Source organism: Bacteroides sp. 3_1_13 (assembly GCF_001185845.1).
Classification (GTDB): domain Bacteria; phylum Bacteroidota; class Bacteroidia; order Bacteroidales; family Bacteroidaceae; genus Bacteroides; species Bacteroides xylanisolvens.
The window spans coordinates 2,639,225-2,663,567 of the sequence record NZ_KQ236955.1; the positions used below are offsets into that span (position 1 = coordinate 2,639,225).

The following is a 24,343-nucleotide window of genomic DNA, read 5'->3' on the forward strand; positions in this document are numbered from 1 at the left end:
ATGAAATATAAGATTATACTATTGCTGAATATGGCTCTTCTTTTTGCAGGATGTACGGATATTCTGGATATAGAGCCTAATAATAAGGTGGTTGCAGACAAAGTCCTGACTACTGAAGAGGGGATTGCGATGCACATGGCAAATCTTTACGGCCGTCTTCCTATCGAGGACTTCTCTTATGCGATTGATAAGGGCTTTAATTTGGGAATTGGGAATACTGATCCGAATAATGGTGGACGGGCTGCTGCTATGTACTGTGACGAAGCGATGCATTCTGAATTCGACGAATGGGGAAGTGAAGGATTTAATTTTTGGGAAAGATATACGGATGATAAAGGTTTGTATAATGCTTCTGTTGGTATTTACACATTGATAAGGGATATTAATAACCTGTTGGAAACGATTCCTACGTTGAATACTTCCAATAATAAAAAAACATTATTGGAGGGTGAAGCTGCTTTTCTACGTGCATATACATATTTTGCTTTGGCAAAGCGGTATGGTGGAGTTTCGATTATCAAGAAAGTTCAGGTGTATAATGGAGATGTAGAAGAATTGAAAGTGCCCCGCAGCACAGAAAAGGATACATGGGATTTTATCTTGAGCGATTGTGATGACGCTATCCGGAAACTAAGTGAGTCTTCAGAAGATACTCGTCGTGCTAATAAATGGATTGCATTGGCACTGAAGTCTCGGGCAGCTTTATATGCAGCTTCGATTGCCAAATATACTCATGAGCCTTATGTGGGTCTGTCGGGGCCGGCTGTAGAACAGAAACTTGTGGGTATTGATGCTTCGGAAGCAGATCGTTATTATGAAATCTGTATGCAGTCGTCTGATGAAATAATGAAGAGTGGGTTGTATGGTTTATATGGTGCAGAGCCTCAAAGCAGAGACGAAGCTATCGTAAATTATAAAAAACTGTTTGAGGATCCAAACAGTGTATTGAATGGAACGAAGGAACCTATTTTTATTAAAGGATATACATCTGGTACCCAACTTGCACACAATTATGATATTTGGTATCGTCCTAATCAGGTAGCAAACGGCTGGCCGCATCCGGGACGTATGAATCCTTCGTTAGATCTGGCCGATATTTATGAAGATTATACGGATGACGGGCAAGGATTAAGTAAGCCTATCCGTACTCGTGTGGATAATAATGAAATTTTTTCTGGTTTTGACAGAAATGCTAACTATTATTCTTATCCAATGGATGCTCCTTATGAAATATTCAATGATAAGGATATTCGTATGTGGGCTACTATGATTCTTCCGGGTACGCAATGGAAAGGACAGAAAATCATTATTCAGGGAGGATTTATTCGTCCCGATGGAAGTTATGTGTTCAGAACAGATGCCAGTACTCAGGGGAAAGATGGAAAGACCTACTATTCGTTTGGTGCGCAGGATCAGAAAATGTATTCGGGATTTAGTTCTGTTGGTGGTAACTACACCCGTTCTGGTTTTCTTCTTCGCAAATTCTTGCAGGAAAGTAAAGACGTGACTTCTGAGTGGAATAAGGGATTTACAGACTGGATCGAATTTCGTTATGCTGAGATTCTGATGAATTATGCGGAAGCATCCATAGAACATTCGTCTGCAACGGGTGAACAGCTGAAAAAAGGGAAAAAAGCGCTTAATGCTGTTAGAAAGCGAGCTGCACACAAAGACGAAATTCCATTAACAATAGAGAATGTACGTAAAGAGCGTTTTGTTGAATTTGCTTTTGAGAATAGACGCAGATGGGATCTGATTCGTTGGAGGATATTTCATAAGGAATATGAGAACCGAATAAAGAAGTCCTTAGTTCCGTTCCTCGATTTAAGAGGAGAAACTCCTAAATACATCTTTGTACGCATGGATGCTCCTGGAGTGAACAAACATTCGTTTGATTATTCCTGGTACTATCAGGATATTCCTGGTACCGGTAGTAACGGACTTGTTCAGAATCCTTGATATATCAAAACTTTACTTTAAAGACAGAAAATATGAAAGCAACTTTTTATTTATTGACAATAATATTCTTTCCCATATGTTTTGTAGCATGTGAAAAGGACAATCTGGATATAGCCCCAAATGCTACATTCGGTGGGGAAATCCGGGATATGGAGACAGGTGAGTTGGTGGAGCAAGAGATAATCAGAGGTTCGCAGATTTATTTTATTGAACTCGGATGGGACAATCCTCCTGTTCAGGCAATGGCTGTTAAAAATGACGGAACATTCCAAAATAATCTCATGTTTGCGGGCGATTACAAAATAATTCTGAATAAGGGGAATTATATTCCTCAAGATACGATTGATTTTAGAATTAATAAAGGAAAGAATTATAAGGTGTTTGAGGTTCTGCCTTACATACGTATCGTGAATCCTGATATTAGATATAAAGGTAATAAAGTAGTAGCAAAATTCAGTTTACAGCAATATACGGTAGATCCGGTAAAGACAATCGCTCTATTTGCACATACAGAGTCCCATGTAAGTAGTAATATCCAGACAGCTAAAGTGAGTAGTGAAATAAATACTGCTGTATCACCTTTGACGGAGTACGAATTGAGCATGGATTTGAGCCAGACTACTGGAATTGAACGGGAACATAGTTATTTTTTCAGAATCGGAGCATTGAGCAGTACGTCGGAAGCTAAATATAATTATTCTCCTGCAGTAGAAATCGACTTATAAAGGAATAGGACATTTATGAAAAGAAAAATACAAGATTGCCTTGCATACAGACTGTTTTTGTTGTTACCGCTTTTCTCGTTTGGAGGATGTGTGGAGATAAAAGCTCCTGTTGATTACGTAAATCCATATATGGGAAATATTAGTCACTTGTTGGTACCGACTTATCCGACTGTCCATTTACCTAACAGTATGTTACGAATATATCCTCAAAGGGAGGATTATACAAGTAATAAATTGAAGGGATTACCTGTGATAGTGACAAGTCATAGAGGAAATTCGGCCTTCTCTATCAATCCGTTCAATAGCTTTTGTGATAGTTTAGAGAAGGGTAGTAGGTCTTCTTTTATATTGTATAATTACGATAATGAAAAGATCAAGCCTTATTATTACAGTGTTTTTTTGAGTGACTATGATATAGAGGTAAAATATGTCCCTTCTCATCAGTCGGCTTTATATCAATTAGATTTCCGGGCAGGGCAACCTGGGCTTTTGATCGGGGCGACAAATGGAGAGTTGCATGTAGAGAAAAACAAAGTTTTTGGTTATCAGCAAATCGGTTCCTATGAGACAAGAGTGTATCTTTATCTGGAAACGGACGTGGTTCCTTTACAAACGGAAGAAGGAAATACTGTCGTAATGAAATTTCCAGAGAATGATAAAAGGATTAATCTTCGTTATGGAATCTCTTTTATAAGTGTAGATCAGGCGAAAAAAAATATGGAACGCGAAGTGGCTGGAAAGGATTTGGAAACTCTTACACGAACAGGTAGAACTATTTGGAATGATGCTCTTGGAAAGATTCAGGTAAAGGGAAACTGTGAGGATAGTAAGACTATATTCTATACTTCTTTATACAGAACATATGAACGAATGGTTTGTCTTTCTGAAGATGGACAGTATTATAGTGCTTTTGACAATCAGGTTCATCAGGATAGCGGTGTTCCTTTTTATACTGATGATTGGATCTGGGATACGTATAGAGCTACCCATCCATTGAGAATATTACTGGAACCGGAACGCGAGAAATATATGATTCAGTCTTTTATCCGGATGGCTGGTCAGATGAAACATTTTTGGATGCCTACTTTTCCGGAGATAACAGGTGATAGCCGACGGATGAATTCAAATCATGGGGTGGCTACTGTACTTGACGCTTATGTAAAAGGAATTACGGATTTCGATTTAAAGGAAGCATATCGTGCTTGTAGAAATGCTATCACTGAAAAGACATTAGCACCGTGGTCGGATATGGAAGCCGGAAAGCTAGATTCTTTTTATGTGTCAAACGGATATTTTCCGGCGTTAGCTTCTGGTGAAGAGGAAGTTGTTTCCGAAGTACATAGTTTTGAGAAAAGGCAAGCTGTTGCTGTGACATTAGGTACAGTGTACGATGAATGGTGTCTGGCACAAATAGCCAGACTGCTGGATAATAAAGAGGATTACAATTACTTTTTGCAAAGAAGTTTGAACTATCATCAATTGTTTAATGCAGAAACAAAATTTTTTCATCCTAAAGATAGTGAAGGAAATTTTATCACTCCGTTTGATTATCGTTATTCCGGTGGAATGGGTGGAAGGGATTATTATGGCGAAAATAATGGATGGGTTTATCGTTGGGATGTCCCCCATAATGTAGCGGATCTTATCAAACTGATGGGAGGGAAAGAGGCGTTTGTTGATGAGCTGGAAAAGATGTTTGATACTCCTTTAGGAAAAAGCAAGTATGAATTTTTCTCCCGTTTTCCTGATCATACAGGTAATGTCGGACAGTTTTCTATGGCAAATGAACCTTGTTTACATATTCCTTACTTATATAACTATGCCAATAAACCCTGGATGACCCAGAAAAAGATTAGGGCATTACTGGAGGAATGGTTTAGAAATGATTTGATGGGGATGCCGGGAGATGAGGATGGTGGTGGCATGAGTGCATTTATTGTCTTCTCGCAGCTGGGTTTTTATCCGGTTACGCCAGGATTACCTATATATGTCATTGGAAGTCCGGTGTTTGAACGGGCAAAAATTCAGTTGAGTGATGACAAAACCTTTGAAGTATATTGCCATAATTATTCGCCGAAACATAAATACATTCAATCGGTTAAGCTGGATGGAGTGGAATGGGATAAATCTTGGTTTAGTCATGAGGAACTGATGAAGGGAAATAAATTAGAAGTAACGATGGGGGCCTATCCCAATAAGGAGTGGGCGTCTCAAGACCAGTCTGTCCCCCCTTCATTTGAAATGAGAAAATAAAGAATATGAATAATTAAAATTAAATCAATTATGATGCAGAGACTCTTTTTTATGATGATTTTTTTCTTGTCACTTTCATTGGAAAGTTGTAGCAAAGAAGATGATAATAATCCTTCTAATTCGGAGAATAACGGAGGAAATAATAATTTAGGTACAGAGTTGGATTATGATACTTTCTGCTTTTATTATGATTGGTATGGAAGTGAGGCTATTGACGGTCAATATAGACATTGGGCCCATGCTATAGCACCCGATCCTAATGGTGGATCCGGTCAGAATCCGGGGACCATTCCGGGTACACAGGAGAGTATAGCCAGTAATTTTTATCCTCAATTAGGAAGATATAGTAGTAGTGATCCTAATATTTTGACCAAACATATGGATATGTTTGTTATGGCGCGTACCGGAGTGCTGGCACTTACCTGGTGGAATGAACAGGATGAGACTGAAGCCAAGAGAATCGGTCTTATACTGGATGCAGCAGATAAGAAAAAAATAAAAGTATGTTTTCACTTGGAGCCATATCCCAGCAGAAATGTGCAGAATCTCCGGGAGAACATAGTTAAATTGATAACGAGGTATGGAAATCACCCGGCCTTCTACAGAAAGGATGGCAAACCTTTGTTTTTTATTTATGACTCTTATTTAATCGAACCTAGTGAATGGGAAAAGTTATTAAGTCCTGGTGGTTCCATTACAATCAGAAATACAGCCTATGATGCTTTGATGATTGGATTATGGACTTCTAGTCCGACAGTGCAACGGCCTTTTATTTTGAATGCTCATTTTGATGGTTTCTATACATATTTTGCAGCTACCGGGTTCACGTATGGTTCTACCCCGACTAATTGGGTAAGTATGCAAAAATGGGCAAAGGAAAATGGTAAGATATTTATTCCAAGTGTGGGTCCCGGATATATAGACACACGTATACGTCCTTGGAATGGTTCGGTAATCCGGACTAGAACGGATGGGCAGTATTATGACGCTATGTATCGAAAGGCCATTGAAGCTGGGGTTTCGGCTATTTCTATTACCTCCTTTAATGAATGGCATGAAGGGAGCCAGATAGAACCGGCTGTGCCTTACACAAGTTCCGAGTTTACTTATTTGGATTATGAGAACCGTGAACCTGATTATTATCTCACCCGCACTGCGTACTGGGTTGGGAAATTTAGAGAAAGCAAACAGTAATCATATTTATTAATAAAAAATAAACCATGAAAAAAGTCACAAAAGTAAAGATGTTGTTAATAATGCTATGTGCATTGTTTATATCAGTATGTTCTATTTCTTGTTCTGATGACGACGATAATGTGCTAAAGGTAGACACAGTAGCTTTTATAAGCCAACTGACTGATTATCAAAATCAGCTGGAAACATTGAGGGATGGATCGCAGTATGGAAATAAGACGGGAATGTATCCGGAAGAGAGCAGGGATATACTTGAACTGGTATTAATCCAGATAAAAAAGAGCATCCGGCAAATTGAAAACGGAGAAGAGACTAATCCTTCACAGGAGAAAGTGGATGAATTGATTCAGGCTGCTAAAAAAGCGATGGAGGATTTTAAAGCAACTGTGATTATAGAATATGTTTCTGTAGCTGCAGAATTGTATGTAGACGGACAAAATGACGGGTATATTGATTTTGGAGCAAGTGAGAACTATTCTAAGTTTGGTAATACTGGTGAACAAGTTTTCACTGTTGAGTTGTGGGTGAAGTTGAAATATACTTCCGGTTTTGGTAGTGTGGTGGATGTCTTTATCGAAGATGGTACCGGACATTATAGAAAAGGATGGGTAATTAATAACTTTGATAATAAGAGACTACGTATGTCGTTGGGAATGGATAATTGGGGATTGTTGGAACCTGGCATTGATTTCAGTACGACAGAGAAATGGGTTCATTTTGCAGCAGTTATTAACGAGAAAGGAGTTGATGGAGATGTTAATTCAGAAGGAAAACCTATTGTTGTAAAAGTGTATATGAATGGCGAATTGAAGGATCAGGCGACAGGGCTTGATGGTAATCCTTATAATCCGAATGATTTGGGAACATCTATGATTGCTTTTAGACATATGGGGGGGAATCTTGGTATGACAAATGACTGGAAACTATCTGGATATATCAAACATTTCCATCTTTGGAAATCTGCCAAGTCACAGGGAGAAATTAAAAAGCTGATGAATAAGGAAATTAGGGTTACAGGACAGGAAGATGATTTAGTTTGTGGATGGGAGTTTGATGCAACAGTGGAGGATGATACTAATATACCTGATTTGACAGGCAAATATTCTGCTAAGTTGCTTGGAGAGTATAAGTGGATTCCTTTGGAATAAAAGATTCTTTATCTGCTTCCTTTGGTAGGGCAGAAGCTTTTTGAGGCTGTCAGAAGTTTGGATTTACTATGTTTGGGATATTTTGTCTCTAATCAATCAGATAGTAAAACAGGCTTTTGACAGCTTTACTTTTATTTGATAAATTAAATGTGGTCTGTTTACTCTGCTATTTCAGCCCTTTAAGGGCTTTTTCCCTTCTCTTCTTCATTATTTTCCTCTTCCGTTTCATCTGCAAAAGGTTCCGGCCGTTGCGGTCCGTGATTTACGAAAACGAAAGCGCAGAGCGTTCCCATAATTCCTCCGCTAAGATGTCCTTCCCATGACATATTGGTAGGGGAGAAATAAGGAAACATATGCCATATAATTCCTCCATATAAAAAGGTGACAAGTAAAGAGATGGCAATGAGTGGAACATATTTGCGGAGAATACCACTGAAAAAGAGAAAGAAGGCAAAGCCATAGATCAGTCCGCTGGCACCGATGTGCCATCCCGGTTTTCCGATCAGAAAAGTAAGTAGTCCGCTTCCGAGCCAAATGAGAATAAAAATTTTACCGGCTATTCCCCGGTAAAAGTAAAAAAGACACCATGACAAGAAGAATAAAGGGATTGTATTTGCTAATAAATGACTGAACCCGCTGTGTATCAGCGGATGGGTTAAAATGCCGGTCAGTCCCCGTTTCTCCATAGGATATACCCCCAAGCGAGAGAAGTCCCAGTTCATTCCGACTTCCATAATCTTGAGTATATAGAGAATAAAAATAAGGAACAAAGGCTTTGCTGCAGCCAGCATGATACGCTGAATATCTTGCTTCATGACATTCTTTTCTTTAGATATTTTACGCAATACTACGAATATTTGCACAAAATCTGAAAATAAAAAGCCTTTTTATTTTTGTTTTTATCTATAATTTGTACATTTGGGCGTTATACCTATTGTATATGCTGCTACAGCCAATATATACGGTATGTAACAATAAATAGATATACGATATAATGACCAATAATTAACCTTTAATAATGCACAACTATGAGTTATTTACGATTTGACAAGACCCTCATGACGAATCTGGAAGAATCTCTTCAAAGGGAAATCCTCCGGACGAACAAAGCAGGAGCTTATCATTGTACGACGATTGTTGATTGTAACACACGCAAATATCACGGCCTGTTGGTAATTCCAGTTCCCAATCTCGACGATGAAAATCATGTGCTGCTATCTTCTCTTGATGAAACGGTAATTCAACACGGTGCGGAGTTTAACTTGGGGTTGCACAAATATCAGGGAAACAACTTTAGTCCTAACGGACACAAGTATATCCGTGAGTTTGACTGTGAGCATATCCCGGCAACAACTTACCGTGTCGGAGGTGTAGTCCTCCGCAAAGAAAAAATCTTTGTACATCATGAAAATAGAATCCTGATTCGTTATACTTTACTTGATGCGCATTCGGCTACAACCCTGCGCTTCCGGCCGTTCCTTGCTTTCAGAAGTGTACGTGAGTACACTCACGAAAACCCACAGGCAAGCCGCGAGTATCAACTGGTGGAAAATGGTATTAAAACCTGTATGTATCCCGGTTATCCGGAACTTTATATGCAGTTGAATAAAAAGTGTGAGTTTCATTTCACGCCCGACTGGTATCGGGGGATTGAATATCCGAAAGAACAGGAACGTGGGTATGACTTCAATGAAGACCTTTATGTTCCCGGCTATTTCGAAGTGGATATAAAGAAAGGAGAGAGTATTGTATTCTCTGCCGGAACTTCAGAAGTAACTCCTCGTAGACTGAAACAAACATTTGAGGCTGAAGTAGCTGATCGTACTCCACGTGATAGCTTTTACCATTGTCTGAAGAATTCCGCTCATCAGTTCCATAACCAGCAGGAAGACGAACATTATATTCTTGCCGGTTATCCGTGGTTTAAATGTCGTGCACGTGATATGTTCATTGCCCTGCCGGGACTGACGCTTGCGCTCGATGAGGTCGATCAGTTTGAGGATGTGATGAAAACGGCGGAAAAGGCAATTCGCAATTTTATAAATGAAGAACCAGTAGGCTACAAGATTTATGAAATGGAGCATCCTGACGTTTTGCTTTGGGCTGTCTGGGCTTTGCAGCAATATGCAAAAGAAACTTCCCGTGAGCAATGTCGTCAGAAATACGGAGAACTTCTGAAAGATATAATGGAGTTTATTCGTCAGCGGAAACATGAGAATCTTTTCTTGCATGATAATGGATTACTTTTTGCCAACGGTACGGATAAGGCGATTACATGGATGAATTCTACAGTGAACGGACATCCGGTGATTCCTCGTACGGGGTATATTGTTGAATTTAATGCGTTGTGGTATAATGCGTTGCGTTTTATAGCTGATTTGGTGCGCGAAGGAGGAGACGTATACTTGGCGGATGAACTTGATGCGCAGGCAGAAGTAACCGGAAAGTCTTTTGTCGAGGTATTCCGTAACGAATATGGTTATCTGCTTGATTATGTAGACGGTAATATGATGGATTGGAGTGTACGTCCTAACATGATATTTACCGTAGCGTTTGATTATTCTCCTTTGGATCGTGCACAAAAGAAACAGGTGCTTGATATTGTGACCAAAGAGCTGCTCACTCCGAAAGGAATTCGTTCGTTGAGTCCGAAGAGTGGCGGATATAATCCGAACTATGTAGGTCCGCAGATACAACGCGATTATGCTTATCATCAGGGTACTGCTTGGCCTTGGTTGATGGGATTCTATCTGGAAGCTTATCTTCGAATTTATAAGATGAGCGGGTTGTCATTCGTTGAACGTCAGCTGATTAGTTATGATGATGAGATGACAAGCCACTGCGTTGGTTCCATTCCCGAATTGTTTGATGGGAACCCGCCTTTCAAAGGGCGTGGCGCAGTATCGTTCGCGATGAATGTAGCAGAAATACTGCGTGTCTTAAAGCTACTGTCTAAGTATTATTAAAAAAGGAGGAACGAAGATGAAAGTTTTAATGTTTGGATGGGAATTCCCTCCCAAAATATATGGTGGTCTTGCGGTTGCTTCTTATGGAATAACTAAAGGATTGAGTCTGCAAGGTGATATGGAGACGATTTTCTGTATGCCTAAGCCTAGCGGCGAAGAAGAGAAGTTCTTGAAAATAATCGGTATGAATCAAGTACCCATTGTGTGGCGTGATGTTCACTATGACTACTTGAAATCCCGCTTGTTGGAGATGACACCGGAAGAATATTACTCTTTCCGCGACCATATTTATGCCGATTTTTCTTATATGCATGTAAATGATTTGGGATGTATGGAATTTGCAGGTGGTTATCCCGGGAACTTGCACGAAGAAATTAATAATTTCTCGATCATTGCCGGAGTAGTAGCCCGTCAGCAGGAGTTTGATATCATTCATGCGCATGACTGGCTGACTTACCCTGCCGGAGTACATGCCAAAATGGTTAGCGGAAAGCCGCTTTGCATCCATGTGCATGCTACGGATTTTGACCGTTCTCGTGGCAAAGTCAATCCTACTGTTTATTCGATTGAGAAGAATGGTATGGATCATGCCGATTGTATCATGTGCGTATCCGAGCTAACTCGTCGCACTGTTATTAACGAGTATCATCAGGACCCCAGAAAGGTATTTGCAATGCATAATGCTGTTTATCCATTGTCGCAGGAACTGCTGGATATTCCGCGTCCCGATCACTCAAAAGAAAAGGTGGTCACTTTCCTCGGACGTATTACAATGCAGAAAGGACCAGAATATTTTGTAGAAGCTGCTGCGCTTGTATTGCAGCGTACTCGTAATATTCGTTTTGTAATGGCGGGGTCGGGCGATATGTTGAATGCCATGATTAACTTGGTTGCTGAACGTGGTATTGCCGATCGATTCCACTTCCCGGGCTTCATGAAAGGTAGACAGGTATATGAGGTTTATAAGAACAGTGATGTATTTGTCATGCCGTCTGTCTCTGAACCTTTCGGTATCGCTCCGCTGGAAGCTATGCAGTGTGGAACACCTTCCATCATTTCTAAGCAATCTGGATGTGGCGAGATTCTTGATAAGGTGATAAAAACTGACTATTGGGATATTCATGCGATGGCTGACGCTATCCATTCTCTGTGTACCAATCCGTCTCTTTTCGAATATCTCAAAGAAGAGGGAAAGAAGGAAGTAGATGGGATTACGTGGGAAAAAGTCGGCTTGAGAATCCGTGCTCTCTACGAGTCTGTGTTAAGAAACTATGGTAAATAACAAAACAATAAATAAAAATGAGAACTATCTGTCTTTATTTTGAAATACATCAAATTATCCATTTGAAACGTTATCGTTTCTTCGATATTGGTAATGACCATTATTATTATGATGATTATGCCAACGAAACGGGTATGAATGAGGTCGCTGAACGTTCGTATATTCCTGCTCTCAATACATTGATTGAGATGGCGAAAAACTCGGGGGGGGCTTTTAAAGTTGCGCTTTCTATCTCGGGAGTAGCCTTGGAACAATTGGAAATTCATGCTCCGGCAGTCATTGATTTATTGCACCAGTTGAATGAAACTGGGTGTTGCGAGTTCTTATGTGAGCCTTATTCTCATGGCTTGTCTTCACTGGCTAACGAGGATTGCTTCCGTGAAGAAGTACTTCGTCAACGTGATAAGATGAAACAGATGTTTGGTAAAGAACCGAAAGTGTTCCGCAATTCTAGTCTGATTTATTCTGATGAAATTGGTGGATTGGTAGCTTCTATGGGCTTCAAGGGAATGTTGACGGAAGGTGCTAAACATGTGTTGGGATGGAAGAGCCCGCATTATGTTTATCACTGTAATCAAGCTCCAAGTCTTAAACTCTTGTTGCGGGATTTCAAACTCTCTGACGACATCAGTTTGCGCTTCTCTAATTCAGATTGGGCGGAATATCCTTTGTTTGCTGATAAGTATATTAATTGGATCGATGCATTGCCACAAGAAGAACAAGTCATCAATATCTTTATGGAATTGAGTGCACTTGGTATGGCTCAACCGTTGTCTTCTAATATTCTTGAATTCATGAAGGCACTGCCGGAATGTGCAAAAGCTAAAGGAATCACATTCTCTACACCGACGGAAATCGTGACGAAGTTGAAATCAGTATCACAGCTTGATGTTGCCTATCCGATGTCATGGGTGGATGAAGAAAGAGATACTAGTTGTTGGCTGGGTAATGTCATGCAACGTGAGGCTTTCAATAAACTGTATAGTGTAGCCGAACGTGTCCATTTATGTGATGATCGTCGTATTAAGCAGGATTGGGATTACTTACAGGCTAGCAATAATTTCCGTTTTATGACAACGAAGAACAATGGTATGTGGTTGAACCGTGGTATCTATGATTCTCCTTATGATGCTTTCACCAACTATATGAATATTTTGGGTGACTTTATCAAACGGGTAGATGCATTATATCCTGCCGATGTAGACAGTGAAGAATTAAATTCTTTGTTGACTACCATTAAGAATCAGGGGGATGAGATTACTGAATTGGAAAAGGTATTGGCTAAATTACAGGCAAAAGTAGAAGCGGCAAAGAAAACGGCAGTCAAGAAGGCTACTAATGCTAAAGAGCCGGTGAAAGAGGCCCCTGCTACTAAATCAAAACCTGCTGCAAAGAAAGCTGAAGTAAAGAAAGCAACAGCCGAGCCGAAGAAGGCTACGGGAAAAGCTAAAAAGGCTGCTGTTAAGTAAGAAGTATAAAAATTTATTATATGGAACCGTGAGTGAGATAAAATCAAACTCACGGTTTTTAATATGGATTAAGTTAAGATCTTTGTAGGAGAATATACTTTTGTAAGATAGTAGCGCTATCCGATAGAAATAGTGACGCTATATGGTGACGATACCGTTAATATCCTAAGCATATACCGTCACTATTTCTTCTATATTAATCAGGAATCTTAGGCTTATTTATAACTATAACGTACGCTAGCAAAGATTGCTGTTTGAGCGGTTTTATTATGGAATTATTCTATCTGACTTCTCTATAAATATATTATAAAGCAATAGCGCAAGTTACATTGAGTAACCTGCGCTATTGCTTTATAATATTTCAACTATTTCTTATTTTGATTTTGTTCCAAAGTTTGTAGAAACAACTTCAAGTTTTAATTTGTATTTATCTTGTTGTTCTTTATCTAAAGAAATATTTGTGGCATTTGTACCTCCTTTTAATCGTGCATAACCAGGTTTCAGGTCATGTTGTATACTAATAACATTGCTCGAAGAACCATAATAGTTATTGCTTGAAGAAGAATCTGTGGTAACAAGTACTGGAATAAGTATAAATTTATTCCAATCGCTTAATCTTTCCCAATCTACGATATTATCAACAGGCTCTTCTTTGACATTTCCTTCTGCGTCAGTTATTTGGAGAGTTATCGTTCCACCATTCTTGAACTTCTTTTCTGCTTCTTCTCGTTCTCCATCTGCTAAACAGTCATTAATCATTTGAGTAATGTTGTTGAATGTATATTGAGTAAAGCTAGTAGTAGTAGGATTAAATAGAGATGAAGTTATACCATCACTAAGCTGATTATCTTTAAAGAAACTATCTTTATACTTTTTACGTATTAATAAAACATTACGAGGAGTAGACATACCAAACTTCTTGTCACTAGTTTCATTGTAGATAGGAATTCCTAATTTAACTGCATTCAAAGTATCTCCTTGGAGCTTTTCTGCTATTTGACTGATAGGGAGGGTTATTTGAGTGAAAATCCCTGCAGGACTCTTTAAGTAAGTCCATTTGGACTCATTTATACATTCTTGAATTTTTTCCGTATCGTTTTCCAATCGATTGGCTTGGATGACTTCACGGGTAGATGTGAATGATCGTCCGTTGTATATTACAGAGTCTTTTCCAGCAGATGTGTGTAGTAGACCACCTGTTATGCTGTCTCTGGCATGCTCCAAGAATGCTACATCCATTTGTACGGAATTTACGTAGAGGATAGTACCGTCTCCATAGTCGCTTTTTACGTACAATCCGGGGAATATACTTTGAAATTTTTTGTATAGGTCTTTCGTGCGTCCTTCTTTTAAAAGTTTCAGTCCCAAATCCTGTGTTTTAGTCTGATCCAATGTAATTTTAATATAAGGAACGTAAGTTGAAAGATTACGTATAGAATCACTAATAGACAAATCAACTGCTGTATAAGATTTATTGCCTAATAAACTTGTCGTACTATCATAATATCTTGTAGGGTCGATATTGGTATAATAAGCATCTGGGTCTTCATTCCAATACTTGTCGCCTTTTTTCTTATCTAATACATACATACTTAGTCGGCAAGCTGTTAATGAATCTCCAAAATAACTGTCATACCAAAGATAAATATTGATTTGGCAGTTACCAATAGGATTTCCGTTCTCGTCTTTAATGATGGTGTAGTTACCAGATACACCTTCTGCCAAGTTTTCGAAATTTGTCATCATCTTTCCAGTACCACTTTCGGTGGTTCCAGAAAAAGCTTCTGGGAAAGTCATTCCTTCAGGACAATTAAGTTGTGCCAAGAACCCTGCCTGATAAGTTCCGAATGTTTCATCAGTGAACTTACCTACATACCCCACATTAGTCATTGCATATATCTTACCGGCATGAACGGATTCTGTAGTCACATCAAATGTAGATAGCTTTCCATTGATATTCTGGTCGCTTCCCGGAAACATTCCCAATCCCAGTCCGGCAGTGTTATCATCACAACCCCAAAAAGTGATTGCCAGTAAAGCTATTAAGGCGTATTTTGCTTTCATGATCGTCGTATCTTGATTTTTTTTATTCTTCTTCGTTTGCAGTAGCATCCCATACCTGATCGTAGAACTCGTTGCAGGCATCTGCATAGTTTTCCGGGTTCTGGTAGTCAAGTACCAATTTGCCAGATTGGCGGGCATATTCAATAATAGACTCGTCTACTTTTTCGCTGTTTTGTATGACTCCATCCGAATAATCAACAGCGAGTTTACACAGAGCAGCATAGTCTACCGGCTCTTTCAAATCACCTAAATCTTTTTTGGAAATACCTTTCAGCATCAATTTGGCTGCGAAATCATCGCTAAGTGTATTCTTGAAGTCATCTTCATAAACAGAGAATACCACTTTGGCATCGCGGAAAGAAGGTTCGTCTTTATAGGCTTTCTTTATATAAAGAGGAGCTAGAGCTGTCATCCAGCCATGACAGTGAATGACATCAGGACACCAGCGAAGTTTTTTCACTGTTTCCAATACGCCGCGTGCGTAGAAAACGGCACGACTATCATTATCTTCATATTCTACACCATTTTCGTCCGCTGTCTGCATACGATTCTGGAAATAATCATCGTTATCGATGAAATATACCTGCATGCGTGCGGATTGGATAGATGCAACTTTTATAATCAAGGGGTGGTCAGTATCGTCGATGATCAGGTTCATACCCGAGAGGCGGATCACTTCGTGCAGCTGGTTTCTGCGCTCATTGATATTTCCCCATTTAGGCATAAAGGTTCTGATTTCACGGCCTTTTTCTTGTATCGCCTGTGGAAGGTTTCTACCTATATTGGCCATTTCGGATTCTGAAACGTAAGGTGTAATCTCTTGAGTAATAAATAAAACTTTATTCGCCTTTGTCATAATAACAATAGTTCACTATAATATTCTGCAAAGATACGAAAAAAAAGACACATTAAATAAGATATTCTTTCTTTATGTGGCAAATATTAGTTTATTTTGCAGAGTTTTTGCAAACGAGTAAAACATAAACCAATTGACGAAAATGAAAGTAGTGCACACTATCAAGGACTTACAGGCAGAATTGACTGCCTTGAGAGCCCAAGGTAAAAAGGTGGGACTGGTTCCTACAATGGGTGCTTTACATGCGGGACATGCATCTCTGGTAAAGCGCAGCGTAAGTGAGAATGGTGTAACTGTTGTGAGTGTTTTTGTGAATCCCACACAGTTTAACGATAAAAACGACTTAGAGAAGTATCCGCGTACATTAGATGCAGATTGCCGTTTGTTGGAAGAATGCGGAGCAGATTTCGCTTTTGCTCCTTCGGTAAGCGAAATGTATCCGGAACCGGATACCCGTCAATTTAGCTATGCACCATTAGATACGGTGATGGAAGGTGCTTTCCGTCCGGGGCATTTTAACGGTGTTTGCCAGATTGTCAGCAAACTGTTTAATGCCGTACAGCCAAACCGCGCATATTTCGGGGAGAAAGATTTTCAGCAGTTAGCAATTATTCGTGAGATGGTTCGACAGTTGAAATATAACCTTGAAATTGTGGGTTGTTCAATTGTGCGTGAGGAAGACGGGCTGGCATTGAGTAGCCGGAATAAACGTTTATCGGCAGAAGAACGTGAAAATGCTTTAAATATTTCCCGGACCTTATTTAAAAGTCGTAACTTTGCAGCCACTCACACAGTGAGCGAGACGCAAAAGATGGTAGAAGATGCAATCGAAGCTGCTCCGGGTTTGCGCATGGAGTATTTTGAGATTGTAGACGGAAACACATTGCAGAAAATTAGTAATTGGGAAGATACTTCCTATGCAGTTGGATGCATCACAGTGTTCTGTGGAGAAGTCCGACTGATTGATAATATTAAATATAAAGAATAACTAAAAAGACGAAACCTTATGATGATTGAAGTGTTGAAGTCGAAAATTCATTGTGCACGTGTCACAGAGGCCAATCTGAACTACATGGGTAGTATCACGATTGATGAAGACCTGTTGGATGCTGCAAACATGATTGCGGGAGAGAAAGTGTATATCGCTGATAATAACAATGGTGAACGCTTTGAAACCTACATTATCAAAGGTGAACGCGGTTCGGGTAAAATTTGCCTGAATGGTGCTGCTGCCCGCAAGGTGCAACCGGATGATATTGTTATAATCATGTCCTATGCATTGATGGATTTTGAGGAAGCCAAGTCGTTTAAACCGGCTGTAATCTTCCCCGATCCTGCGACGAACAAAGTGGTAAAGTAGAAAGTATCTTTGATATTTGAAATAAGAAAAGCCCCGTTTACATTTTGTAGACGGGGCTTTTCTTATTTTATTTTTATGCCGGGGGACGAGCGATGTTCCGCCCACGTGTGAGTTGGTTTTAGCCCACCTGCTAATAAGCGGCAATTAGTTACCGGCGTTTGCCTTCAATTGTTCATTCATGGCGGCAGCGGCTTTACGGCCATCGCCCATCGCCAGAATAACAGTAGCTCCACCGCGAACGATATCGCCTCCTGCATAAATCATAGGGATGGAAGATTCCATGTTGTCATCCACAGTGATGGTTCCTTTTCGTCCTAGTTCCAGTCCTTTGATGGAGCTTGGAACAATTGGGTTAGGGGATACTCCGACGCTGACAATTGCCAGGTCGATATCAATTGTTTCTGTTGCTCCCGGGATGGCTACAGGACTACGACGTCCGGAAGCATCCGGCTCGCCTAATTCCATCTTTTGCAAAATAACCTGTTTTACGCAACCTTGTTCATCAGCAATATATTCGATCGGATTATGTAGTGTAAGGAATTCAACTCCTTCTTCTTTAGCATGTTTTACTTCCTCGATACGTGCAGGCATTTCCTCTTCCGAACGGCGATAGATAATGATAGCGCGTTCTGCACCAAGACGTTTGGCAGTACGAACAGAGTCCATCGCTGTATTACCACCACCGATTACTGCTACGTTTTTACCGAAAGCTACCGGAGTGTCCGAATCTTCACTGGCAGCGTCCATTAGATTAACACGGGTGAGGTATTCGTTGGACGACATGATATTGATGGAATTCTCTCCCGGGATATTCATAAAGTTAGGCAGCCCGGCGCCGGAAGCCACAAATATTCCTTTGAAACCTTCAGCTTTCAAGTCCTCTACGCCGATTGTTTTTCCTACGATACAGTCTTTGATGAAGTTAACCCCCATCTTGCTAAGGTTATCGATTTCTACGTCTACAATCTTGTTTGGCAAACGGAATTCTGGAATACCATATTTCAACACACCGCCAATCTCATGCAATGCTTCGAATACAGTTACATCATATCCATATTTAGCCATATCTCCGGCAAATGCCAATCCTGCAGGTCCCGAACCGATCACAGCTATTTTGATGCCGTTCTTCTCTGCAATGACAGGTACGGAGATTTGCCCGCTTTCACGTTCGTAATCAGCTGCGAAACGTTCCAGATAACCGATAGCGACGGGCTTTTCATTCATTTTTAAATGAATACATTTTGATTCGCACTGTTTTTCCTGTGGACACACACGACCGCAAACAGCCGGAAGCGCACTTGTTTCTTTCAATGTTTTAGCAGCTTCAAGAAACTCTCCACGTTCGATATTCTTAATGAAGCGGGGAATATCAATACCTACCGGACAGCCTTCCGTACATCCCGGATTAGCACAGTCGAGACAACGTTTAGCTTCTGTAACAGCCTGTTCTGCTGTTAATCCTTGATTTACTTCCTCTTTACGGCTGTGTGAACGATATTCAGCGTCAAGCTCGTTCATTTCTACACGGGGAATGGCCGTACGTTCTTTCGGTTTCATTGATTTGCGTAATTCCTGTCTCCAGGCTGCATTACGGCTTTTCTCGTCGATTTCTTTGGTTGCTTCACATTCCGGTTGCAGTTTATGCATTTCTTCGCGCTCGATATTTTTGAATGCACCCATACGTTTCAGCATTTCATCAAAATTCACTTGGTGACCGTCGAATTCAGGACCATCTACACAAACGAATTTAGTCTTTCCTCCTACAGTGATACGGCAAGCACCACACATACCAGTTCCATCCACCATGATGGTGTTCAATGAAACATCAGTCGGAATTTCATATTTCTTAGTCAGCAAGCAAACGAACTTCATCATGATGGCAGGGCCGATAGCGAAGCATTTGTCCACTTTCTCGCGTTTGATAACTTCTTCTACGCCTTCTGTCACCAGACCTTTACGACCGTAAGAGCCATCATCTGTCATGATAATTACTTCGTCAGAGCTTTCACGCATTTCTTTTTCTAAAATAATCAGGTCTTTGTTGCGTCCGGCCAGTACAGTGATAACACGGTTGCCGGCTGCTTTCAAAGCCTGTACGATAGGAAGCATCGGAGCTACGCCTACACCACCACCAGCGCAGACTACTGTTCCGAATTTCTCTATATGGGTAGCTTGTCCGAGCGGGCCTACTACGTCAGTGATGTAATCGCCTTCATTCAGTTCACAGAGACGGGTAGAAGAAAGTCCGACTTCCTGCACTACCAGAGTAATGGTACCTTTTTTGAGGTCAGAACCTGCGATAGTCAATGGCATACGTTCTCCTTTTTCACCTACACGCACGATGACAAAGTGTCCGGCCTTACGGGATTTAGCAATCAAAGGAGCTTCAATTTCAAATTTGAATACTTTTTCAGAAAAGCGTTCCTTGCTAATGATTTTGTTCATTATCTAATTAATTTGTTGTTTTTATTACGTAACTGCTATCAGAATGATATAAATTTTGGCAAAGATACAGCTAATTTACGAAATATAAAAGAAAAGCCACTCTTTTGATGAGTGGCTCTCTGTATATGGGTGCTTTTATTAGTCTGTCATGTCAAGTCTTAGTCTATCATGTCAAAGCCGCAATACGGAACCAATGCTTTCGGAATTCTGATACCTTCCGGAGTCTGGTTGTTTTCGAGTAGGGCAGCAACGATGCGTGGCAGTGCTAATGCTGAACCGTTCAGTGTGTGGCAGAGTTCGGTTTTCTTTTCTGCATTACGGTAACGGCATTTCAGGCGGTTGGCCTGGTAAGTGTCGAAATTGGATACGGAACTTACTTCCAACCAACGCTTCTGTGCTTCAGAATATACTTCGAAGTCGAAGCAAAGAGCAGCAGTGAAACTCATATCTCCACCGCAAAGACGGAGGATACGATAGGGGAGTTCCAGTTTTTGCAACAGTCCTTCTACATGGTTAAGCATTTCCTGATGAGATTGTTTAGAATGCTCCGGTTTGTCGATACGAACCAATTCTACTTTGGAGAACTCGTGCAGACGATTCAGGCCACGTACATCTTTACCATAAGAACCTGCTTCGCGACGGAAACATTGTGTATACGCACAATTCATTATAGGTAATTGTTTCTCTTCCAGAATCACATCACGGTAGATATTAGTTACGGGAACTTCCGCTGTCGGGATCAGGTATAAATCATCTACTTCACAATGATACATTTGTCCTTCTTTGTCCGGAAGCTGCCCGGTGCCATAGCCGGAAGCAGCGTTGACTACTGTCGGCGGCATGATTTCGGTATATCCGGATTTGCGTGCTTCATCCAGGAAGAAGTTGATAAGGGCACGTTGAAGTTGTGCTCCTTTACCTTTGTATACAGGGAAACCCGCACCTGTGATTTTTACGCCCAGGTCGAAGTCTATTAAATCATATTTCTTTGCCAGTTCCCAGTGGGGGAGTGCATCTTTAGGAAGTTCGGTTTCCATACCTCCCATTTTTTCTACGACGTTATCTTCGGCACCTACGCCTTCCGGTACACTGTCATAAGGTATGTTTGGGATGGTATAAAGTACATTCTGCATATCAGTTGCAGCCTGTGTCATGGCAGCATCCAGCTCTTTGTTGCCTTCTTTTAGTTCGGCAACGCGGGCACGTGCAGTTTCAGCTTCCTCTTTTTTGCCTTCTTTCATCAGTTGACCGATGGTGCGCGAAAGTGAGTTAACCTCTGCCAGGTTTTTATCTAATTCATTTTGTGTGCTACGTCTCTTGTCGTTAAGAGCGATCACCTGATCGATCGTTTCCTTTGCATTCTTGAAATGCTTCTTTTCCAGTCCGCGGAGTACCGCCTCTGTGTTTTCTGTAATTTGTTTAATGGTAAGCATATCTATACTTTTTATGAACTTTCTTATTTAAGCTTACAAAGATAAAGAAAAAACGAATAATCAAGCAAATATATACCATCATAATATATATAGAAATAATATATATGGAAATAATACTATTGTGTGTTGTATATAAACCTCTGATGTCTGTTTGTATATAAACGTATTTTAATGATGGGTGTTTTATATAGAAGCTGGGCTATGAAGTGAATTGGATATAAAAAGAAAGGAGATACAATCTTGCAGATTGCATCTCCTTGTCTTAACTATTTTCAGTCCGGATAATTATGCTTCTGTTGCAGGAACGATAGAAACATATCTTCTATCTTCTTTACCTACTTTGAAATTAACTGTTCCGTCTACTAAAGCGAAAAGAGTGTGGTCTTTACCCATTCCGATGTTTTCACCCGGGTGGAATTCAGTACCTCTTTGACGAACGATGATGTTACCTGCTTTGCAAGCTTCGCCACCAAATATCTTAACGCCTAATCTCTTGCTCTGTGATTCGCGGCCGTTCTTAGAACTACCGACACCTTTCTTATGTGCCATTTCTTCTTACTTTTTAATTGATTAAGCTACTACTTCTGTAATTGTTAATTCAGTGAACTGTTGACGGTGACCGTTCAGTTTTCTGTGTCCTTTTCTTCTTTTCTTGTGGAAAACAAGAACTTTGTCGCCTTTAACCAAGTTTGAAACAACCTGGCAAACAACTTTAGCGCCTTCTACGGTAGGAGCACCTACTGTAACGTTTCCGTCTTTGTCTACCAAAAGAACTTTTTCAAATTCTACTGTTGAACCGTTTTCTGCACCTTCGATGTGGTGAACGAACAACTTTTGACCAGCTTCTGCTTTAAACTGCTGACCGTTAATTTCTACAATTGCGTACATCTTATATATAATGTATAAGTTAGCTCCGGCGGGTGGTCTTTAATCACTTAAAGAGCTCTTTATCGAACCCGTTGCGGAATAATCGGGCACAAAAGTACTATTTTTATTCGTTCCCGACAAATATTTCTTTTATTTTTTGTAGGAGATAAAATGATTACAGTAAATAAATGAGCATTTTAACTCTCATTGTAGCCTATTGGACCAACTCTCCCAAATTCTGCATAATGATTTTGTGTGGATAGTCACGGAGTTCTTCGGCTGTTGTCATTCCGTTCAATACGCCTGCAAAATCTACTCCTGCATTTCGGGCCGTTTCAGCATCTACCGTGCTATCTCCGATATACAAAGTTTCTTCGGGTGTACTTCCCAAATGTTCCAAAGCAAATAGTACCCCTTCCGGTGAAGGTTTCGGTGCTTTTACATCTTCTCCTCCCACAACTATATCGAGAAAATCCTTTGGCAGATATTCTTCCAGATAACTCAATATTCGGAAGCGATACTTGGTAGAGATAATTCCGACGCGGGCACCCCGTTTCTTCAATTCTTTCAGTGTAGATAATGTATCAGGAAAAAGACGGGTATTTACATTCATGTGTACATCAGCTTCCTGTCTGTATTCCTGCCGGAAAGATTCTAACTGTTCCGGGTCGGTAATTCTGGTAAGGATACTGAATGATTCTTCCAGTGTTTTGCCGATCGTGCGCTTGATAGCTTCATCGGTAACGGTTAAATACTGGTGCCGGGTGAGCACAATTCTGAAACACTTAACGATACCACGCGACGAATCGGCTAATGTGTAGTCGAAATCGAATAAATAGGTTTTGTAGTTCATTGGGGAAAACTTTTCCGCAAAAGTACTAAATACTTTTCTTATTTCACAGGTTCTACTGTATATCCTTGGCTTTTTAGTAACTTTAATAATCCTTTTTCTCCGGGAAGGTGCAGGGCGCCTACCGCAACAAAAGTCGGAGCAGCTTTCATGATAGCCGGTAATTTTTCAGCCCATATTTTATTACGGTTGTAAATTAGGGCATCTTCTTCGCTGGGAAGTGCGTCGCATTGATTGCCTTTGCGCTCTTCGCTGATTTTGAACATAGTGTTCAAATCCTGTTTCATGTAAGCGTTCGTGAGCTTTTTTAGGTTTTCTACTTCGGCTTCTATGTTATTAAGAGTGCACATGAGTAGCTGTGCTTGTCGTTGTAGTGAACTACCGTTGAAAAGCAGGTTGAATTGGAATTCGGCAGTTTCCAGACCATCCACTTTTTTCCCGTTTTGGGTGGCTTGGCTTTGAAAGAACGTGTCGAGTTGCTCTTGCGGGTTGAACTTTCCTACATGTTTTACGTAAGCCATTACCACTACATTATTCAACAGGAAGGCAGGTTTTAGCTTCGGAGCCATATTTAAGTCTACCATCAGGTTTTCTTTGCAGAATTTGTTAGCAGTCTCAAAGTCTTCCGGAGAAAGGAGGGAGGTCAGTGTGGTATCACTTTCGATCATCATTGCCTTTTGCATCTTTCCCATGGTGGCGGGCGACTGCATTTCCGACATTTTCAGTTCCCCATATACCTGTTGTGTTTCATTCATCGCTTTTTGAAGTCCGGCAATGCTGTCCATGATGCTGAATGGTGCCAGGTGATGAGTACCTATGATGTAGGACGGTTGGGTTAGTCCGTTACCGGACACTTTCCATAAAAGTTGTGCATTGGCACTGAATGCCACACAGATAAATATAACTGCTCCGATGAATGATTTCATAATTTTATATCATTAGAAGTTGATAATTAACGTATTCTGCCTCCGCTTATCCAGTGTTTGGTATAATAACTCTCGTTCAAGTTGCTAACGATCACTCCTTTACTGGTACTGGAATGAATGAACTTTCCGTTTTTCAGATAAATACCCACATGAGCTACTTTCTTTTTTGAACGGCTACTGGTAAAGAATACCAAGTCTCCTTCCCGAAGGTTTCGCTTAGCGACCTTATTACTTTCTTTTTTCAAGTCCTCTGTATTGCGTGGCACTTGGGTACGGTATACTTTTCGATACACTTGATAAACCAGCCCCGAACAATCTGTTCCTCGTTTAGAATCACCCCCACCACGATAAGGAACTCCTATCCAGTCGGCTGCTTCGAGATAGAGCTTATGATTATCTTCCAGATTGACATCTACACCTAATAAAATAGAAGCTCGTGCCAATGCTTGATAGTCCAGCCGGGGAGCGGAAGTGCGACAGGAACTAAATATAGCAGCCAGCCCAACTAATAGATAGATAAATCTTAATTTTGCCTTCATCAACTGT

Annotated in this window: 20 protein-coding genes; 10 read left to right on the forward strand and 10 right to left on the reverse strand. The window is 40.4% G+C overall.

Features of this window, described 5'->3' with window-relative positions:
- Genes HMPREF9009_RS09375 through HMPREF9009_RS09395 form a run of 5 tightly spaced genes read left to right on the forward strand, consistent with a single transcriptional unit; the run spans position 1 to position 7,279 of the window.
- Positions 1–1,959 (forward strand): RagB/SusD family nutrient uptake outer membrane protein, encoded by a 1,959-nt coding sequence (locus tag HMPREF9009_RS09375; RefSeq protein ID WP_008645635.1) that lies wholly within the window; start codon positions 1–3, stop codon positions 1,957–1,959.
- Between the two features lie 32 nt (positions 1,960–1,991).
- Positions 1,992–2,684, forward strand: a complete 693-nt coding sequence (locus tag HMPREF9009_RS09380) for a DUF3823 domain-containing protein (RefSeq protein WP_049701983.1) — start codon at positions 1,992–1,994, stop codon at positions 2,682–2,684.
- Positions 2,685–2,699: 15 nt separating this feature from the next.
- Complete coding sequence (locus tag HMPREF9009_RS09385; protein WP_008645637.1) at positions 2,700–4,937, forward strand: GH92 family glycosyl hydrolase; 2,238 nt, start codon at positions 2,700–2,702, stop codon at positions 4,935–4,937.
- 30 nt (positions 4,938–4,967) lie between these two features.
- On the forward strand, positions 4,968–6,131 hold the full coding sequence (locus HMPREF9009_RS09390) for a glycoside hydrolase family 99 protein (protein WP_004316718.1): 1,164 nt from the start codon (positions 4,968–4,970) through the stop codon (positions 6,129–6,131).
- Positions 6,132–6,157: 26 nt separating this feature from the next.
- A complete protein-coding gene (locus HMPREF9009_RS09395) occupies positions 6,158–7,279 on the forward strand; it encodes a DUF4972 domain-containing protein (protein ID WP_049701984.1) in 1,122 nt (373 codons plus the stop codon).
- A 179-nt stretch (positions 7,280–7,458) separates the two neighbouring features.
- Here HMPREF9009_RS09395 and HMPREF9009_RS09400 read toward each other — a convergent pair whose 3' ends face one another.
- Positions 7,459–8,094, reverse strand: a complete 636-nt coding sequence (locus tag HMPREF9009_RS09400; RefSeq protein WP_049702328.1) for a rhomboid family intramembrane serine protease — start codon at positions 8,092–8,094, stop codon at positions 7,459–7,461.
- Positions 8,095–8,307: 213 nt separating this feature from the next.
- On the opposite strand from HMPREF9009_RS09400, the gene HMPREF9009_RS09405 reads away from it, so the two are divergent.
- From HMPREF9009_RS09405 to HMPREF9009_RS09415, 3 genes are read left to right on the forward strand one after another with little or no spacing between them, the layout of a single operon-like run.
- Positions 8,308–10,245: a glycogen debranching enzyme N-terminal domain-containing protein gene (locus HMPREF9009_RS09405; protein WP_049701985.1), complete on the forward strand. Its 1,938-nt coding sequence runs from the start codon at positions 8,308–8,310 to the stop codon at positions 10,243–10,245.
- A gap of 16 nt (positions 10,246–10,261) precedes the next feature.
- Complete coding sequence (locus HMPREF9009_RS09410) at positions 10,262–11,527, forward strand: glycosyltransferase family 4 protein (RefSeq protein WP_004316709.1); 1,266 nt, start codon at positions 10,262–10,264, stop codon at positions 11,525–11,527.
- Positions 11,528–11,544: 17 nt separating this feature from the next.
- Positions 11,545–12,996 carry a glycoside hydrolase family 57 protein gene (locus HMPREF9009_RS09415; protein ID WP_049701986.1) on the forward strand — a complete coding sequence of 484 codons (1,452 nt, stop codon included), beginning with the start codon at positions 11,545–11,547 and terminating at the stop codon, positions 12,994–12,996.
- A 372-nt stretch (positions 12,997–13,368) separates the two neighbouring features.
- Here the strand turns inward: HMPREF9009_RS09415 and HMPREF9009_RS09420 are convergent, their stop codons facing one another.
- Together HMPREF9009_RS09420 and HMPREF9009_RS09425 are read right to left on the reverse strand one after the other, a co-directional pair.
- Complete coding sequence (locus HMPREF9009_RS09420) at positions 13,369–15,060, reverse strand: DUF4270 domain-containing protein (RefSeq protein ID WP_049702329.1); 1,692 nt, start codon at positions 15,058–15,060, stop codon at positions 13,369–13,371.
- 22 nt (positions 15,061–15,082) lie between these two features.
- Positions 15,083–15,916, reverse strand: coding sequence for a glycogen/starch synthase (locus HMPREF9009_RS09425; RefSeq protein WP_008020874.1), 834 nt, complete (start codon positions 15,914–15,916; stop codon positions 15,083–15,085).
- A gap of 142 nt (positions 15,917–16,058) precedes the next feature.
- Between HMPREF9009_RS09425 and panC the strand changes: the two genes are divergently transcribed.
- On the forward strand, positions 16,059–16,904 hold the full coding sequence (gene panC / locus HMPREF9009_RS09430; protein ID WP_049701987.1) for a pantoate--beta-alanine ligase: 846 nt from the start codon (positions 16,059–16,061) through the stop codon (positions 16,902–16,904).
- An 18-nt stretch (positions 16,905–16,922) separates the two neighbouring features.
- Complete coding sequence (gene panD, locus HMPREF9009_RS09435) at positions 16,923–17,276, forward strand: aspartate 1-decarboxylase (protein WP_004316702.1); 354 nt, start codon at positions 16,923–16,925, stop codon at positions 17,274–17,276.
- A 144-nt stretch (positions 17,277–17,420) separates the two neighbouring features.
- Here the strand turns inward: panD and HMPREF9009_RS09440 are convergent, their stop codons facing one another.
- The 7 genes from HMPREF9009_RS09440 to HMPREF9009_RS09470 form a co-directional block, all read right to left on the reverse strand.
- Entirely contained in the window at positions 17,421–19,721 is a 2,301-nt protein-coding gene (locus HMPREF9009_RS09440) for a bifunctional dihydroorotate dehydrogenase B NAD binding subunit/NADPH-dependent glutamate synthase (RefSeq protein ID WP_049701988.1), read from the reverse strand.
- A gap of 158 nt (positions 19,722–19,879) precedes the next feature.
- Positions 19,880–21,154 (reverse strand): serine--tRNA ligase, encoded by a 1,275-nt coding sequence (gene serS / locus HMPREF9009_RS09445; protein ID WP_049701989.1) that lies wholly within the window; start codon positions 21,152–21,154, stop codon positions 19,880–19,882.
- Between the two features lie 285 nt (positions 21,155–21,439).
- Complete coding sequence (gene rpmA / locus HMPREF9009_RS09450; protein WP_004316697.1) at positions 21,440–21,703, reverse strand: 50S ribosomal protein L27; 264 nt, start codon at positions 21,701–21,703, stop codon at positions 21,440–21,442.
- Positions 21,704–21,724: 21 nt separating this feature from the next.
- Positions 21,725–22,042, reverse strand: coding sequence for a 50S ribosomal protein L21 (gene rplU / locus HMPREF9009_RS09455; RefSeq protein WP_004316691.1), 318 nt, complete (start codon positions 22,040–22,042; stop codon positions 21,725–21,727).
- Between the two features lie 193 nt (positions 22,043–22,235).
- The gene (locus HMPREF9009_RS09460) at positions 22,236–22,874 is read right to left on the reverse strand and encodes an HAD-IA family hydrolase (protein WP_049701990.1); all 639 of its coding nucleotides are present in this window, start codon (positions 22,872–22,874) and stop codon (positions 22,236–22,238) included.
- Positions 22,875–22,912: 38 nt separating this feature from the next.
- The gene (locus HMPREF9009_RS09465; RefSeq protein ID WP_049701991.1) at positions 22,913–23,797 is read right to left on the reverse strand and encodes a TraB/GumN family protein; all 885 of its coding nucleotides are present in this window, start codon (positions 23,795–23,797) and stop codon (positions 22,913–22,915) included.
- A 26-nt stretch (positions 23,798–23,823) separates the two neighbouring features.
- Positions 23,824–24,336 carry a C40 family peptidase gene (locus HMPREF9009_RS09470; protein ID WP_049701992.1) on the reverse strand — a complete coding sequence of 171 codons (513 nt, stop codon included), beginning with the start codon at positions 24,334–24,336 and terminating at the stop codon, positions 23,824–23,826.
- Positions 24,337–24,343: the final 7 nt, after the last annotated feature.